Origin of the sequence: Pantoea sp. Lu_F5_004 (genome assembly GCF_051136245.1) — a bacterium.
In the GTDB taxonomy this organism is placed as follows: domain Bacteria; phylum Pseudomonadota; class Gammaproteobacteria; order Enterobacterales; family Enterobacteriaceae; genus Pantoea; species Pantoea agglomerans.
Map to the genome: position 1 here is coordinate 3,353,617 of NZ_CP194946.1, position 15,974 is coordinate 3,369,590.

Annotated in this window: 11 protein-coding genes; 4 read left to right on the top strand and 7 right to left on the bottom strand. The window is 54.5% G+C overall.

All coding sequences use genetic code 11. The features are described from left to right. The first annotated feature begins 48 nt into the window (after positions 1-48). The 3 genes from ACR8BN_RS15705 to ACR8BN_RS15715 are packed head-to-tail and all read left to right on the top strand — an operon-like array spanning position 49 to position 3,342. Positions 49-1,464, top strand: a complete 1,416-nt coding sequence (locus ACR8BN_RS15705; RefSeq protein ID WP_031292876.1) for a sodium:solute symporter family protein — start codon at positions 49-51, stop codon at positions 1,462-1,464. Position 1,465: 1 nt separating this feature from the next. Then, the gene (locus ACR8BN_RS15710; RefSeq protein ID WP_031593573.1) at positions 1,466-2,662 is read left to right on the top strand and encodes a sialidase family protein; all 1,197 of its coding nucleotides are present in this window, start codon (positions 1,466-1,468) and stop codon (positions 2,660-2,662) included. Positions 2,663-2,670: 8 nt separating this feature from the next. Further along, positions 2,671-3,342, top strand: coding sequence for an SDR family NAD(P)-dependent oxidoreductase (locus tag ACR8BN_RS15715; RefSeq protein ID WP_031593571.1), 672 nt, complete (start codon positions 2,671-2,673; stop codon positions 3,340-3,342). 61 nt (positions 3,343-3,403) lie between these two features. Here ACR8BN_RS15715 and yacL read toward each other — a convergent pair whose 3' ends face one another. The 4 genes from yacL to ACR8BN_RS15735 all read right to left on the bottom strand — a co-directional run bounded on the left by yacL (position 3,404) and on the right by ACR8BN_RS15735 (position 8,448). Then, entirely contained in the window at positions 3,404-3,781 is a 378-nt protein-coding gene (gene yacL / locus ACR8BN_RS15720) for a protein YacL (protein ID WP_010253973.1), read from the bottom strand. 190 nt (positions 3,782-3,971) lie between these two features. Beyond that, positions 3,972-6,569: a bifunctional aconitate hydratase 2/2-methylisocitrate dehydratase gene (gene acnB, locus ACR8BN_RS15725; RefSeq protein ID WP_031593569.1), complete on the bottom strand. Its 2,598-nt coding sequence runs from the start codon at positions 6,567-6,569 to the stop codon at positions 3,972-3,974. Between the two features lie 425 nt (positions 6,570-6,994). After that, entirely contained in the window at positions 6,995-7,852 is an 858-nt protein-coding gene (locus tag ACR8BN_RS15730; protein ID WP_064703404.1) for an MBL fold metallo-hydrolase, read from the bottom strand. 86 nt (positions 7,853-7,938) lie between these two features. Beyond that, entirely contained in the window at positions 7,939-8,448 is a 510-nt protein-coding gene (locus tag ACR8BN_RS15735; RefSeq protein ID WP_010253965.1) for a phenolic acid decarboxylase, read from the bottom strand. Between the two features lie 105 nt (positions 8,449-8,553). On the opposite strand from ACR8BN_RS15735, the gene ACR8BN_RS15740 reads away from it, so the two are divergent. Continuing rightward, positions 8,554-9,453 carry a LysR family transcriptional regulator gene (locus ACR8BN_RS15740; protein ID WP_083070548.1) on the top strand — a complete coding sequence of 300 codons (900 nt, stop codon included), beginning with the start codon at positions 8,554-8,556 and terminating at the stop codon, positions 9,451-9,453. Positions 9,454-9,795: 342 nt separating this feature from the next. On the opposite strand, the gene lpdA is transcribed toward ACR8BN_RS15740, so the two are convergent. From lpdA to aceE, 3 genes are all read right to left on the bottom strand, one after another. Further along, positions 9,796-11,220, bottom strand: a complete 1,425-nt coding sequence (gene lpdA, locus ACR8BN_RS15745; protein ID WP_010253950.1) for a dihydrolipoyl dehydrogenase — start codon at positions 11,218-11,220, stop codon at positions 9,796-9,798. A gap of 160 nt (positions 11,221-11,380) precedes the next feature. Further along, positions 11,381-13,282 carry a pyruvate dehydrogenase complex dihydrolipoyllysine-residue acetyltransferase gene (gene aceF, locus ACR8BN_RS15750; RefSeq protein WP_039386527.1) on the bottom strand — a complete coding sequence of 634 codons (1,902 nt, stop codon included), beginning with the start codon at positions 13,280-13,282 and terminating at the stop codon, positions 11,381-11,383. Between the two features lie 14 nt (positions 13,283-13,296). Next, positions 13,297-15,963 carry a pyruvate dehydrogenase (acetyl-transferring), homodimeric type gene (aceE, locus tag ACR8BN_RS15755; RefSeq protein ID WP_010253944.1) on the bottom strand — a complete coding sequence of 889 codons (2,667 nt, stop codon included), beginning with the start codon at positions 15,961-15,963 and terminating at the stop codon, positions 13,297-13,299. Between the last annotated feature and the right edge of the window lie 11 nt (positions 15,964-15,974).

Genomic DNA, 15,974 nt, shown 5'->3' on the forward strand with positions numbered 1-15,974 from the left:
TGAGAACGAACCTGATGGTCGCCATCTGCCAGAACAATCGAGGTCATGATGAAAGCATTTTCAACTGAGAGCACCTTACTGATCGTCGGCATGGTGGTCGCCTATATCCTGTTCACCACCTGGCTCACCTGGCGGCTGCGCAGTAAAACCAGCGGCGACTTTATGGAAGGCTCGCGCGCCATGCCTGCTTTTATCGTCGGCATTATGCTGATGTCTGAATATATCGGGGCAAAATCCACCATCGGCACCGCGCAGGCGGCGTTTGAAGATGGCTTCGCCGCCTCATGGTCGGTGATTGGTGCGGCTATTGGTTTCCCGCTGTTTGGCCTGATTCTGGTTAAGCGCATCTACAACACCGGAAAGATCACTATCTCCGGTGCTATCGCCGAGAAATATGGCAGCTCGACCAAGAATATTATCTCGCTGATCATGATCTATGCGCTGTTGCTGGTGAACGTCGGTAACTACATCAGCGGCGCGGCGGCAATCTCCACCGTGCTGAAGATCGACCTGACCCAGGCTGCCTTTATCACTGCGGTGGTCAGCACCTTCTACTTTGCGTTTGGCGGCATGAAAGGCGTGGCCTGGGTCACGCTGCTGCACAGCGCCATCAAGTATATGGGGATCCTGATTATCCTCTATGTGGCGCTGAAGATGACCGGGGGCGTCGCCCCAATGATGGAGAAAATGCCGGCGTTCTACTGGACATGGGATGGTCACGTCGGTGCCAGTACGATTGTGGCCTGGCTGATCGGGACTGTAGGTTCGATCTTCTGTACCCAGTTTGTGATCCAGGCGATCTCCTCCACCAAAGATGTGAAGTCAGCGAAGCGCGCTACCTGGGTCGCCTTCTTCTTCTGCCTGCCGATTGGTCTGGCGATGGCGCTGATTGGCGTGGCAGCGAAGTTTGCTCACCCGGATATCAAGAGCCTCTATGCGCTGCCGGTATTTCTGCAGGATATGTCACCGTGGCTGGCGGGCATTGTCACCACCTCGCTGGTGGCCTCGATATTCGTCAGCGTCGGTACCGTGGCGCTGGCCATCGCCTCGCTGGTGGTGAAAGACTTTTACGTGCCTTATCGTAATCCTACGCCAGAGCGCGAATTTAAAATGACGCGCTGGATCTCGATTGGCATCGGCTTCTTCCCGCTGCTGTTTGTTCTGTTCTTCCCGGAAGTGCTGAAGCTCTCGTTCTTTACCCGTGCGATTCGCCTGTCCATTACCGTTGTGGCGATCATGGCGTTCTACCTGCCGTGGTTTAAGAGCACACGCGGCGCCAATGCCGGTCTGATTGGCGCCTGCGTTGTCACCTCCGTCTGGTTCCTGATGGGTAACCCGTTTGGTATCGACAATATGTACGTGGCGCTGATCACCCCGGCAATTATTATGGTGATTGACCGCTGTATCCCGTCACGCCAGTCTCAGCCTCAATCGCAACACAATGCACAAAACAGTGGAGCCTAATATGACTCAGGAAACCGTCACCGCAGAACGCACCGGCCTGCTTGCGCCTCACCCGCAGGATAGCGCGCAGCAGGTTGCGATGCTGCCCTCCTCCTGCCCGCAAAACCACGCAGCTAACCTGCTGCCGCTGCCCGATGGCGATCTGCTTTGCGTCTGGTTTGGCGGCACGCAGGAAGGGATTGCCGATATCTCTGTCTGGTGTTCACGGCTGCAAAAAGGCAGCGATCGCTGGAGTGAAGCCCAAAAACTCTCTGACGATCCGGGCCGTTCAGAACAGAATCCGGTGCTGTTTCTCGATCCCGACCAGGTGCTGTGGCTGCTGTGGACGGCGCAGAAATCGGGCAATCAGGACACCGCGATTGTTCGCTATCGCCAGTCTCACGATCTGGGCCAGAGCTGGGGGGAGATCAAAACGCTGCTGGATAAGCCCGGCACCTTTATTCGTCAGCCGATTGTGGTGCTGCCCAACGGTAACTGGTTGCTGCCGGTGTTTTACTGCCTGACGCAGCCCGGCGAAAAGTGGGTCGGCAGCTATGACGTCAGCGCGGTAAAAATCTCAGAAGATAAAGGCCAGAGCTGGCGTGACGTCAGCGTGCCTGACAGCACCGGCTGCGTTCATATGAACGTTACCCTGCTGGATGATGGCTCGCTGCTGGCGCTCTACCGCAGCCGCTGGGCCGACCACATTTACCAGAGCCGCTCATTTGATCAGGGCGAAAGCTGGAGCGCGCCACAGCCGATGTCGCTGCCCAACAATAACTCCTCAATTCAGGTCACAACGCTGCGCAATGGTCATCTGGCGCTGGTGTTCAATGCTATGAGCGCCGAAGGTGCCAGCGAACGCCGGTTGTCGCTGTATGACGAAATTGAAGATGATGAAGAGGAAAGTGATGTTGCCGTCGCCGCTGAGCCGGTGGTGCACAGCGGCCGCACCGCTTTCTGGGGTGCGCCTCGTGCGCCGATGACGCTGGCTATCTCAACGGATGGCGGTAAAAGCTGGCCGCTGCAGCGCAATCTGGATGAGGGCGATGGCTACTGCATGACCAATAACTCCCAGCAGAAATTAAACCGTGAGTTCTCCTATCCCAGCATTAAACAGGGCCTGGATGGCGAACTGCATATCGCCTACACCTGGTATCGTCAGGCGATTAAATATGTACGGGTTGAGGAGTCATGGGTGCAGGGAGGTGATGCGTGATTGAACGGATGGCGCTGGTGACCGGGGCCAGCTCCGGCATCGGTCAGGCGGTTGTGGATCGCCTGCTAAATGAAGGCTGGCATGTGACCGGCCTGAGCCGCTCGGCGATAAGCCGGGCAGAAGCGGGCTGGCAGAGCCATCAGATCGATATCAGCGACAGCGCGGCACTGCAGGCTTTGCTGGACGCGCTGCCGGTGCCGCAGGCGGTGATCCATGCAGCCGGTATGATGCAGGCGGCACCGCTTGGAGAGCTGGATCTGAGCGCCAGCGCACGTCTGTGGCAACTGCATGTTGCCGCCGCAGAACAGCTGGCGAATCATTTTGCACCGCGGATGCGTGCGGGCGGCAGAATTGTGCTGCTGGGCAGTCGTACGTCAGGCGGCGCGGCAGGCCGCAGTCAGTATGTCGCCACCAAATCGGCGATGATCGGTATGGTGCGCAGCTGGGCAGCGGAACTCGCTCCGCGCGGCATTACTGCCAATATTGTGGCGCCAGGCGCCACCGAAACACCGATGCTGCAACAGCCGGGCCGGGCCAGTTCACCGCCCCGTCTGCCACCCATTGGCCGCTATATTCAGCCGCAGGAAGTGGCCGGACTGGTCGATTTCCTGCTCTCCCCTGCGGCGGCGGCGATCACCGGCCAGCAGCTGGTCATGTGCGGCGGTGCATCGCTGAGTTAGTTAACAGGCCGGGCTGCTGATGTCGCCCGGCCTTATAACCGTAAGGGATTGCCTTACTGTCTTACCGTACGGGTTTGCCGTACTGGTTCATAAACTGCCGATACGCGGCGATCACCAGCTGAAAATCTTCAATGCCGCAGAATGAGAGGCTCTCTTCGTCGTAGTAGTTCATCCCCTCTTCCATACCGTCATCTTCCAGAGCCAGCAGGTTGGCGCGGATCATCACTTCCTCTTCATCCAGCAGAATAGTGTACTCGCTGCCGATCCGTTGCCACTGACGTACGCTGCCTTTGACATCTTCAATGGCGGCTTCAACTTCATCCAGCAATCCCGGATCGTTTTTGACCTCTTCGTTGAACCAGTGGCCGACCGCTTCATGATCCATCGACATGCGAACCTTAATCTGTCCGGTCACATCGCGTAAAAATTCATATTCCATCGCCCGTTCCTCTCAACGTCGTCGCCTCACCTGATAAGTGTCCGTGCTGCTCTCGCTGCAAAGTGTGACACGTCGCGCATTATTACAGGCTGTCTGCCGAAAGCCAGCTTTTGATCGTCTCTCTCCCCCATGCTGAGACGAAAAAAAGGGGCGAATCATCGCCCCTTATTCATGCCTGCAAGGTGAAGAATCAGACCGCGGTCTGGAAAATCACGCCATCAGCTTTGTCGGTGTACTGCGTCAGCTGGTCGAAGTTGAGATAGCGATACGTGTCGCTGGCCGTTTTATCGACCTGCGCCATGAATTGCTGATACTCATCCGGCGTTGGCAGTTTGCCAAGCAGAGACGCGACTGCAGCCAGCTCCGCTGACGCCAGGTAGACGTTAGCGCCGTTACCCAGACGGTTCGGGAAGTTACGGGTCGAAGTCGAGACCACCGTCGAACCATCTGCAACACGTGCCTGGTTACCCATGCAGAGTGAACAGCCTGGGATCTCAATACGCGCCCCGCTCTTACCGAATACGCTGTAGTAGCCTTCTTCGGTCAGCTGCGCCGCATCCATCTTGGTTGGCGGTGCCACCCACAGACGGGTTGGCAGCTGGCCTTTGTGACTATCCAGCAGTTTACCGGCTGCACGGAAGTGACCAATGTTGGTCATGCATGAGCCGATAAACACTTCGTCGATCTTCTCACCCTGAACGTCAGAGAGCAGACGTGCATCGTCCGGATCGTTTGGCGCACAGAGGATTGGCTCTTTGATTTCAGCCAGATCGATTTCGATCACCGCGGCATATTCAGCATCGGCATCCGGCTCAAGCAACTGAGGATCGGCAAGCCATTTCTCCATACCTTCAATGCGACGCTCCAGCGTACGACGATCGCCGTAGCCTTCTGCGATCATCCACTTCAGCAGCACAATGTTGGAGCTGAGGTATTCGATAATCGGCGCTTTATCCAGCTTGATGGTACAGCCCGCAGCGGAACGTTCTGCTGACGCATCGGACAGCTCAAACGCCTGCTCGACTTTCAGATCCGGCAGACCTTCAATCTCCAGGATGCGACCAGAGAAGATGTTTTTCTTACCTTTCTTCTCAACGGTCAGCAGCCCCTGTTTGATGGCATACAGCGGAATGGCGTGAACCAGATCGCGCAGGGTAATTCCCGGCTCCATCTTACCTTTGAAGCGCACCAGAACCGATTCCGGCATGTCGAGCGGCATAACGCCGGTCGCGGCGGCAAACGCCACCAGGCCTGAGCCCGCCGGGAAAGAGATGCCGATAGGGAAACGGGTGTGCGAGTCACCACCGGTACCAACGGTATCCGGCAGCAGCATACGGTTCAGCCAGCTGTGGATAATGCCGTCACCCGGACGCAGTGACACACCACCGCGGTTCATGATGAAGTCTGGCAGCGTATGGTGCGTGCTCACATCCACCGGCTTCGGATACGCGGCGGTGTGACAGAACGACTGCATCACCAGATCGGTCGAGAAGCCCAGGCAAGCCAGATCTTTCAGCTCGTCACGGGTCATCGGGCCGGTAGTATCCTGCGAGCCAACCGAGGTCATCTTAGGTTCGCAATAGGCACCCGGACGAACGCCGGTAACGCCACAGGCGCGGCCAACCATTTTCTGCGCCAGTGAGAAACCACGGGTGCTCTCCGCGACATCTTTCGCCTGACGGAATACGGTGCTGTGCGGCAGACCCAGCGACTCGCGCGCTTTGGTGGTCAGGCCGCGACCGATGATCAGCGGAATACGGCCACCGGCGCGCACTTCGTCAATCACTACTTCGGTTTTAAGCTCGAAGCTGGCCAGCAGCTCATTGGTTTCGTGGTTGCGGACTTCGCCTTTGAATGGATAGATGTCGATCACATCGCCCATGTTCAGGTTGTTTACGTCCACTTCAATGGGCAGTGCGCCCGCATCTTCCATGGTGTTAAAGAAGATGGGTGCAATTTTGCTGCCCAGCACCACGCCGCCGCCTTTTTTATTTGGCACGTTCGGGATGTCGTCGCCCATAAACCACAGCACCGAGTTGGTGGCGGATTTACGTGAAGAACCGGTTCCGACAACATCACCGACATACGCCAGCGGGAAGCCTTTGGTCTTCAGAGCTTCGATCTGTTTAATAGGGCCGATATTACCCGCGTCATCAGGCTCAATGCCTTCACGGGCATTTTTCAGCATCGCCAGGGCATGCAGAGGAATGTCTGGACGTGACCAGGCATCCTGGGCCGGAGAGAGATCGTCGGTGTTGGTTTCGCCAGTGACTTTAAACACGGTAACCGTGATTTTCTCTGCCAGTTCAGGCCGTGACAGATACCATTCTGCATCTGCCCAGGATTGCATCACCTGCTTCGCGTATTCATTACCCGCTTTCGCTTTCTCTTCGACATCATAGAAGTTGTCGAACATCAGCAGCGTGTGTGAAAGGGCTTTAGCGGCAATCGGAGCCAGTTTGCTATCGTCCAGTGCCTCAATCAGCGGATGAATATTGTAACCGCCCTGCATGGTGCCAAGCAGTTCAACCGCTTTTTCAGAAGATATCAGAGGAGAGGTTGCTTCGCCTTTAGCGACAGCCGCCAGGAAACCAGCTTTGACATACGCCGCTTCATCGACGCCAGGTGGGACGCGGTTGACCAATAAATCGATCAAAAATTCTTCTTCACCCGCAGGTGGATTTTTTAGCAGTTCAACCAGCGCGGCCATTTGGGAAGCCTCTAAAGGCTTAGGTACAATTCCCTGGGCAGCACGCTCGGCAACGTGCTTACGGTATTCTTCTAGCACGACGTTATCCTCGCTCTCATTATGTAGGGCTTTCCGACCACCTTGCTCACTTATGGAGAACAATCTTCCCTTTCTCGTCCAGGTTGAGGTGCCCGGTTTCGCGGAGGGCAGAATAGCAGTATTTCGTCTGTTTGTTAATCTGTTTACAAAAATACAACATAATCCACTACGGCCATTCTGCCCGCTTAACTCCCCGCATCAGCCAGCTGAGTCGGCTGAATGGGTCTCTCTGCAGCGTACCGCATTCCGCACAAATGGCTGCAGGTTTACGTCAGCTTTGCCGTGACTTTAGCGAAGTGATTCAGTGAAATAGATAACTGACAGGAATAGAAGCCGGCGCGCATCGGGTTTATAGCGGAGGTGAGCTCAGGAGGATAACAACACCAGGCCGGAAATCAGCCTGGTCTGTTTTGCGCTTAAGAGGATTACAGCGTCGTTTTCATTTCCCGCAGGGATTCCGGCCAGTCACCCGGCCAGACGTAGTGATCTTTCAGAATCCGGGCGCTGTAGTCGAGACAGATTTTCACTGGCAGGTTGGGATAAATTCGCTCCATCTCCTGCACCAGCTCTTCGCTGTTATTGACCTTATGCAGCGTCTTAATGAAATCTTTGATATAGGTGCGGGTAAAGCCAATTGCCGACGGGCTAAGGCTTGGCGTGGTTCGCGAGTGCCCGGGAATCAGCACTTTCGGCTCCAGCGCTTCGAGCGTATCCAGACTTTCCATCCATTTCGCCATACGCTCCGGCGTACGCATATCGGCAATCCAGACGTGTGCGTCAGCGAAGACCACATCTGAGGCAATCAGCGTTTTGGTCGAGGGGATCCAGAGCGGTGTGACCCGGATACAATCGCCGCTGAGATCGCTCAGAATTTTAATCTGCTGCCCTTCCAGCCAGATTGTATCCTCTTCCAGTTCAGTAATCGGAAAGGTGGTGCGGGCACCATTCTCTTTTAATACCTGTTTACCCCAGTAATCAATTTTGAAGTCGAAGGCATCATTAACGTCTTCGGCGACCTGCTTATAAGAGAAAATTTCGGCATCCGGAAAGACGGATTTAATCACTTCAAGACCCAGAAAATGATCGGGGTGCAGATGCGTAATAAAAATGCGTTTCAGGTCGAGACCAGTTTCGATAATTTCAGCGACTAACCGATGCGCATTCGCCAGCGTAAACTGGGCATCAACTAACATCGCCTCTTTCTCGCCCATGATGAGGGTGGAACTGACACCGAAACCGTCGTGCTGGTCACTACTGATAAAAACCTTCGTCGATAAATCCATTTTTCGTCCTCGCAAGTTACACGTCAGAAGCTACAAAACAGAAACTGCTATTCAGAAGAGGTCGTCATGACCTCTTCTGTGCATGCTTAATTTTTCAGATTTTCCGGAAAATTGGCGGGCAGCTGGTCAGGTGGACAGTCGATCACGCTTTCGTTATTTTCACCCACATCGCGGATTACGGTCAGCGTCGCGAACTCATCAATCACTTCGGTTGGATAAGCCGGACCCGCTTCGCGGAATTTTGCCATCTCTTCCAGATGATCATTCTGGAAGCAGACGGTTTTCTCCGGATTATTCATTACCCAGCGCGGGAAGAAGATGGTGCCGTGGAAAATTTTATCAGCCAGATTAACGGCCAGGCTGACATCGGTACCGGTTGGTTCAGTCCAGGAAACTTTATAGACATCCTGCGCCAGACGAACGACATAGACATGCTGATTTTTAACCCAGCGATTACCGACCATACCGCTGTGAATGCGATAGTCGATGGTGCTGGCATTTTTAATGTAGAGCTCGTAATTCCAGCCGTTGTCATAGGTGTAAACCAGATGTTTGCCGACGATGCCAGACAGGTCATGTTTATCGAAAGTGCTCATAGTTAATTCCTCATTTGTTTTCCTTGAGAAGATTATTGCGCGTTACAAAACCGATTAATAACGCTATTTTTAGCACTAAATCATTTAATTTTTAGATGAGTTATCATGTACAAGACAACACTCGAACAGTGGTATCTGCTTGATGCAGTAGTGAATGAAGGGAGTTTTGCGCTGGCAGCGGAGAAGAACAATCGCAGCCAGTCCTCACTGAGTTATCAGCTGAGCCTGTTACAACAGCGACTGGGTTTGACACTGTTACAGCAGGAGGGCCGCCGCGCTGTTCTGAGTGCAGAGGGACATCAGTTGCTCGCGCAGGTGCGTCCGCTGCTGGAGGGATTCGGCGCGCTTGAGGCGCAGGCCAGTGCACTGCAACGCGGCGAACGGTCGCGCATCGATCTGATGGTCGATGCGACGCTGCCCAAACCCTTGCTGTTTGATGTGCTTCAGACCTTTCAGCAACGCTATCCGCATGTCCGCATCTGGTTTAGCGAAATCGTCCGAAGCGAAACGCCTGACAGACTGGCGGAAAATCAGGCTGATCTCTGGCTGGTGGCACAATATGGCGACACGCCGTTAGCAGGCGAAAGCCTGATGAGTGTCGATTTCGTCGCCGTCGCCCATCGCGACCACCCGCTGCACCGCGAATCCGCCCCGCTTAATGCTGCTACGCTGGCACGCTGGCCCTGCATTACCATTCTGGATCGTCAGCAACAGCAGCAGTCAGAGGTCAATGGCGATCAGGCGGAAAACTGGTCCTTCACGACGCTGTCGGCAGCCATTGAAGCGGTCCAGCATCAGTTAGGTTATGGCTGGCTGCCGGAACAGAATATCGCCGCGCTCTTAGAGAGCGGTGAGCTCCGTCCACTGCCACTGTTACAGGGCCGCCGACGCAGTAGTTCGCTGGTGATGCATATGAACGAAGAGAGACTGCCCGGCAACAGCGCCATTGCTGCACTGGCACAGATGTTTATTGAACGGGTGGCTGCATGGGAGATGCGTGGTTAGATGAAGGGTTAGTCGTGGTTTGTGAAGGATAGACCGGGCATTGGAAAATAATATCGGCGGGGAACTGCCGGAGTATACCCCTCTGGCGTGGTTAACACCAACATGTCACAGCAGAACGCCAACACCACGGCGGTTTATCCCCGCTGGCGCGGGGAACACTCTAAAACTATGCTGCTGATTAAACTGAATTTTCCTAGGCCAGATAATTCCACCAGATTTTACACCCTGACTTAACCTGAATGCACACTTAATATCCAGGACAGAATCCGGCATGTACAGCACCAGAATCCAGGCGAAAAAAAAGCCCCCAAAACGGGAGCTTTTTTCTTTAGTAGCAGAAACTTATTTCTTCTTCGCTTTCGCGTTAGGCAGATCGGTGATGCTGCCTTCGAAGATTTCTGCTGCCAGACCAACTGACTCATGCAGGGTCGGGTGAGCGTGGATAGTCAGCGCAATATCTTCCGCATCACAACCCATCTCAATCGCCAGACCGATTTCGCCTAACAGCTCGCCGCCGTTAGTACCGACAATCGCGCCACCAATAATCCGGTGCGTCTCTTTGTCGAAAATCAGTTTGGTCATACCGTCTGCACAATCAGAAGCGATAGCACGGCCTGAGGCTGCCCACGGGAAGGTGGAGGTCTCGTAGCTGATGCCTTTCTCTTTCGCTTCTTTCTCGGTCAGACCGACCCAGGCAACTTCTGGCTCAGTATAGGCAATTGAAGGGATCACTTTCGGATCGAAGTAGTGCTTCAGACCGGAGATCACTTCTGCCGCCACGTGGCCTTCGTGCACGCCTTTGTGCGCCAGCATTGGCTGACCGACGATGTCGCCGATAGCATAGATGTGTGGCACGTTAGTGCGCATCTGCTTGTCGACGCGAATAAAGCCGCGATCGTCCACTTCCACGCCCGCTTTACCGGCATCCAGACCTTTACCGTTCGGCACACGACCGATGGCCACCAGCACCGCGTCATAACGCTGCGCTTCGCCTGGTGCTTTTTTACCTTCCATTGAAACGTAAATGCCATCGTCTTTTGCTTCAACGGCGGTCACTTTGGTTTCCAGCATCAGGTTAAATTTCTTGCTGATTTTCTTAGTAAAGACTTTCACCACGTCTTTATCTGCAGCCGGGATAACCTGGTCGAACATCTCAACCACATCGATCTCTGAACCCAGCGCATGATAAACCGTCGCCATTTCCAGACCGATGATGCCGCCGCCCATGACCAGCAAGCGCTTCGGCACTTCTTTCAGTTCCAGCGCATCGGTAGAGTCCCAGACGCGTGGATCTTCATGTGGAATGAATGGCAGTTCGATTGGACGTGAACCCGCAGCGATAATGGCATTATCGAAGTTGATGGTGGTCGCGCCGCCTTCTCCTTCAACCACCAGGGTGTTAGCACCGGTGAATTTGCCGAGGCCGTTAACCACGGTGACTTTACGACCTTTTGCCATTCCTGACAGGCCGCCAGTCAACTGGTTGATAACCTTCTCTTTCCAGCTGCGAATCTTGTTGATATCAGTAGATGGCTGGCCAAACACAATGCCGTGCTCTTCAAGGGCTTTCGCCTCTTCAATCACTTTAGCAACGTGCAGCAGCGCTTTAGATGGGATACAACCGACGTTCAGACAAACACCACCCAGGGTGCTGTAACGCTCTACCAGTACGGTTTCCAGACCTAAATCCGCACAACGGAAGGCTGCAGAGTAACCTGCAGGACCTGCCCCAAGTACTACGACCTGGGTTTTAATCTCTGTACTCATCATGACCTCTTAATTGATATCCGGCGGGTCAGACTTTCTTATAATGCCCTTGTTCCACCGGGACTTTCACCGCAAGAGTTTACAGAATTGTTAACAAACTGCCAACCGCGGCGCGACGAATCGTTACAGGAAGGCCGGCTTCCGCCGGCCTTCTTTACATTTACATAACTAAACGACGAATGTCAGACAACATATTGCCGATGATGGTGATGAATCGCGCACCATCAGCACCGTCGATTACGCGGTGGTCGAAGGAGAGAGAAATCGGCATCATCAGACGCGGAGTAAACTCTTTACCGTTCCACACCGGCTCCATCGCCGATTTAGAGACACCCAGGATAGCCACTTCCGGCGCGTTCACGATCGGCGCGAAGTGCGTGGTGCCCAGGCCGCCCAGGCTGGAGATGGTGAAACATCCGCCCTGCATGTCGCCCGCTGTCAGCTTACCGTCACGCGCTTTCTTCGAAATCGCCATCAGTTCACGAGACAGCTCGGTGATGCCTTTCTTGTTCACGTCTTTGAAGACCGGAACCACCAGGCCATTTGGCGTATCAACCGCCACACCGATGTTGATATATTTTTTCAGCGTCAGCTTCTGCGCATCTTCAGACAGCGAGCTGTTGAAGCGTGGCATCTGCTCAAGCGCCGCCGCGACCGCTTTCATGATGAACACCACCGGGGTGTACTTCACATCCAGCTTACGCTTCTCTGCTTCAGCATTCTGCTGCTTACGGAAAGCTTCCAGATCGGTGATATCGGTTTTGTCGAAATGCGTAACGTGCGGGATCATCACCCAGTTACGGCTCAGGTTCGCGCCAGAAATTTTCTGGATACGACCCAGTTCGACTTCTTCGATTTCGCCAAACTTACTGAAATCAACTTTTGGCCATGGCAGCATGCCAGGCAGACCGCCACCGCTGGCTGCAGCTGGTGCTGCTTCAGCGCGTTTCACGGCCTCTTTCACGTAAGTCTGCACGTCTTCTTTCAGAATGCGACCTTTACGGCCGGTGCCTTTGACTTTCGCCAGGTTAACACCGAACTCGCGCGCCAGGCGACGGATCACCGGGGTAGCGTGAACGTAAGCGTCGTTCTCTGCGAACTCACCTTTGCTATCCGCTTTAGCTGGAGCGGGTGCCGCGGCTTTAGCTTCAGATTTGGCAGCAGGAGCCGGTGCGGCTTCCTGTTTCGCGGCCGCAGGGGCAGCCGGAGCAGCACCTTCGACTTCGAACACCATGATCAGTGAGCCGGTGCTGACTTTATCGCCGGTCGCTACTTTCAGCTCTTTGACGGTACCTGCAAACGGCGCAGGAACTTCCATAGAGGCTTTGTCGCCTTCAACCACAATCAGTGACTGCTCAGCTTCAACTTTGTCGCCGACTTTGACCAGGATCTCGGTAACTTCAACTTCATCACCGCCGATATCCGGAACGTTAACGTCTTTTGCGCCTGCAGCCGCGGCAGGTGCCGATGCCGCTTCTTCTTTCACTTCTGGCTTCGCGTCAGAGGCCGGTGCTGCGCCTTCTGCTTCAAAGACCATGATGGCTGAACCGGTGCTGACTTTGTCGCCGGTGGAAATAGTGATCTCTTTGACCACACCCGCGAACGGAGCCGGGACTTCCATCGACGCTTTATCGCCTTCCACCACAATCAGTGACTGCTCGGCTTCGACTTTGTCGCCAACCTTAACCAGAATCTCAGTGACTTCAACTTCGTCACCGCCGATATCCGGCACAGCCACTTCTTTGCTGGCTGTGGCCGCAGCAGCGGCTGGCGCTGGCGCCGCGTCCGCTTTTTTCTCTTCGGCGGCGGCAGGTGCTGCTTCCGCAGCGCCTTCAGCATCAAACACCATGATCAGTGAGCCGGTCTCAACTTTGTCACCGGTAGAGATTTTGATCTCTTTCACTACGCCAGCCTGCGGCGACGGCACTTCCATTGAGGCTTTGTCGCCTTCCACGGTGATCAGCGACTGCTCGGCTTCCACCTTGTCGCCAACTTTCACCAGAATCTCGGTGACTTCAACTTCGTCAGACCCGATATCCGGTACCTTAATTTCGATAGCCATTACTCTATTACCTCTTAAGCCAGACGCGGGTTAACTTTATCGGCATCGATATTGAATCGGGTGATCGCGTCGGCCACCACTTTCTTCTCGATCTCGCCGCGTTTAGCCAGCTCACCCAGCGCGGCAACCACCACATAAGATGCATCAACTTCAAAGTGATGACGCAGGTTCTCACGGCTGTCAGAGCGACCAAAGCCATCGGTACCCAGTACGCGATAATCGCTGGCCGGGACATAGCTACGAACCTGCTCAGCGAACAGTTTCATGTAGTCGGTTGAGGCGACAGCAGGTGCGTCGTTCATCACCTGAGCGATGTAAGGTACGCGCGCTTCTTCTGTCGGATGCAGCATGTTCCAGCGCTCACAATCCTGGCCATCACGTGCCAGTTCAGTGAACGAGGTGACGCTGTAGACATCAGAGCCGATACCGTAATCTTTCGCCAGGATCTGCGCAGCTTCACGCACATGACGCAGGATAGAACCTGAGCCCAGCAGCTGCACTTTGCCTTTGCTGCCGTCTACCGTTTCCAGTTTGTAGATACCCTTACGGATACCCTCTTCTGCACCAGCGGGCATTGCTGGCATATGGTAGTTTTCGTTCAGCGTGGTGATGTAGTAGTAAACGTTCTCCTGCGCTTCGCCATACATACGCACCAGACCGTCATGCATGATGACAGCCACTTCATAGGCGTAAGAAGGATCGTAGGAGATACAGTTCGGAATAGTCAGCGACTGAATGTGGCTGTGACCATCTTCATGCTGCAAACCTTCGCCGTTCAGGGTAGTACGACCTGAGGTGCCGCCGACCAGGAAGCCGCGCGCCTGTTGGTCGCCCGCCAGCCACATCAGATCGCCGATACGCTGGAAGCCGAACATCGAGTAATAGATGTAGAACGGGATCATCGGCAGGTTGTTGGTGCTGTAAGAGGTCGCCGCAGCCAGCCAGGATGAACCTGCGCCCAGCTCGTTGATCCCTTCCTGCAGAATCTGGCCTTTCTCGTCTTCTTTGTAGTAAGCAACCTGCTCGCGGTCCTGCGGGGTGTACTGCTGACCGTTCGGGCTGTAGATACCAATCTGACGGAACAGACCTTCCATACCAAAGGTACGCGCTTCATCTGCGAGGATCGGAACCAGGCGATCTTTGATCGACTTGTTCTTCAGCATCACGTTCAGGGCACGCACAAAGGCGATGGTGGTTGAGATCTCTTTGTTCTGCTCATCCAGCAGCGCACTGAACTCTTCGAGTGCTGGCATTTCCAGCTTTTCAGTGAACTTCGGCTGACGCGTTGGCAGGTAGCCGCCTAACTTCTCACGCTGACCGTGCAGATACGTGTGCTCTTCAGAGCCCTTTTCAAAGGTCACGTACGGCAGTGATTCAATTTTGTCATCTGCGACTGGCACGTTGAAGCGATCACGGATATAGCGCACGCCATCCATGTTCATCTTCTTCACCTGGTGGGCAATGTTTTTGCCTTCCGCAGTGTCGCCCATACCATAACCTTTAATGGTATGCGCCAGGATCAGTACTGGCTTGCCTTTGGTGTCCTGCGCTTTTTTCAGTGCCGCGTAGATTTTCTTCGGATCGTGACCGCCACGGTTCAATGCCCAGATTTCATCATCGGACAGATCTTTAACCAGCGCGGCGGTTTCCGGATATTTACCAAAGAAGTGCTCACGCACATAGGCACCATCACGGGATTTGAAGGTCTGGTAGTCGCCATCAACGGTTTCGTTCATCAGCTGAATCAGCTTGCCGCTGGTATCTTTGCGCAGCAGCTCATCCCAGCGACCGCCCCAGATGACCTTGATCACTTCCCAGCCAGCGCCGGCAAAGATGCCTTCCAGCTCGTTGATGATCTTGCCATTACCGGTAACCGGGCCATCCAGACGCTGCAGGTTGCAGTTGATGATGAAGACCAGGTTATCCAGTTTTTCACGGGTCGCGATGGTGATTGCGCCTTTAGATTCTGGCTCATCCATCTCACCGTCACCCAGGAAGGCGTAAACGGTCTGAGCAGAGGTATCTTTCAGGCCACGGTGTTCCAGATACTTCAGGAACTTCGCCTGGTAGATAGCCGACAGCGGACCCAGACCCATTGATACGGTCGGGAACTGCCAGAATTCCGGCATTAATTTCGGGTGCGGATAAGAAGAGAGGCCTTTACCGTCAACTTCCTGACGGAAGTTATTCATCTGGTCTTCGGTCAGACGACCTTCAAGGAACGCACGGGCATAGATGCCGGGAGAGATGTGGCCCTGGAAATAGACCAGATCGCCGCCATCCTTCTCACTGCGCGCGCGGAAGAAGTGGTTGAAGCACACTTCATAAATCGTCGCAGAAGACTGGAAGGAGGACATGTGGCCGCCGAGTTCCAGATCTTTCTTCGATGCGCGCAGCACCGACATGATGGCGTTCCAGCGAATTGCGGAACGGATACGACGTTCAAGAGAGGTATTGCCCGGATAGTCGGGTTCATCTTCAACGGCAATAGAGTTGATGTAGTTGCTGATTGCAGAAGATCCTGCAGCCACGTTTACGCCGCCTTTGCGGGCTGCACCCAGTACCTGATCAATCAGATACTGTGCACGTTCAACACCTTCTTCACGGATGACCGATTCGATCGCCTGTAGCCAGTCACGAGTTTCAATCGGATCCACGTCATTGTGTAAACGTTCTGACATGGGTGTGTTCC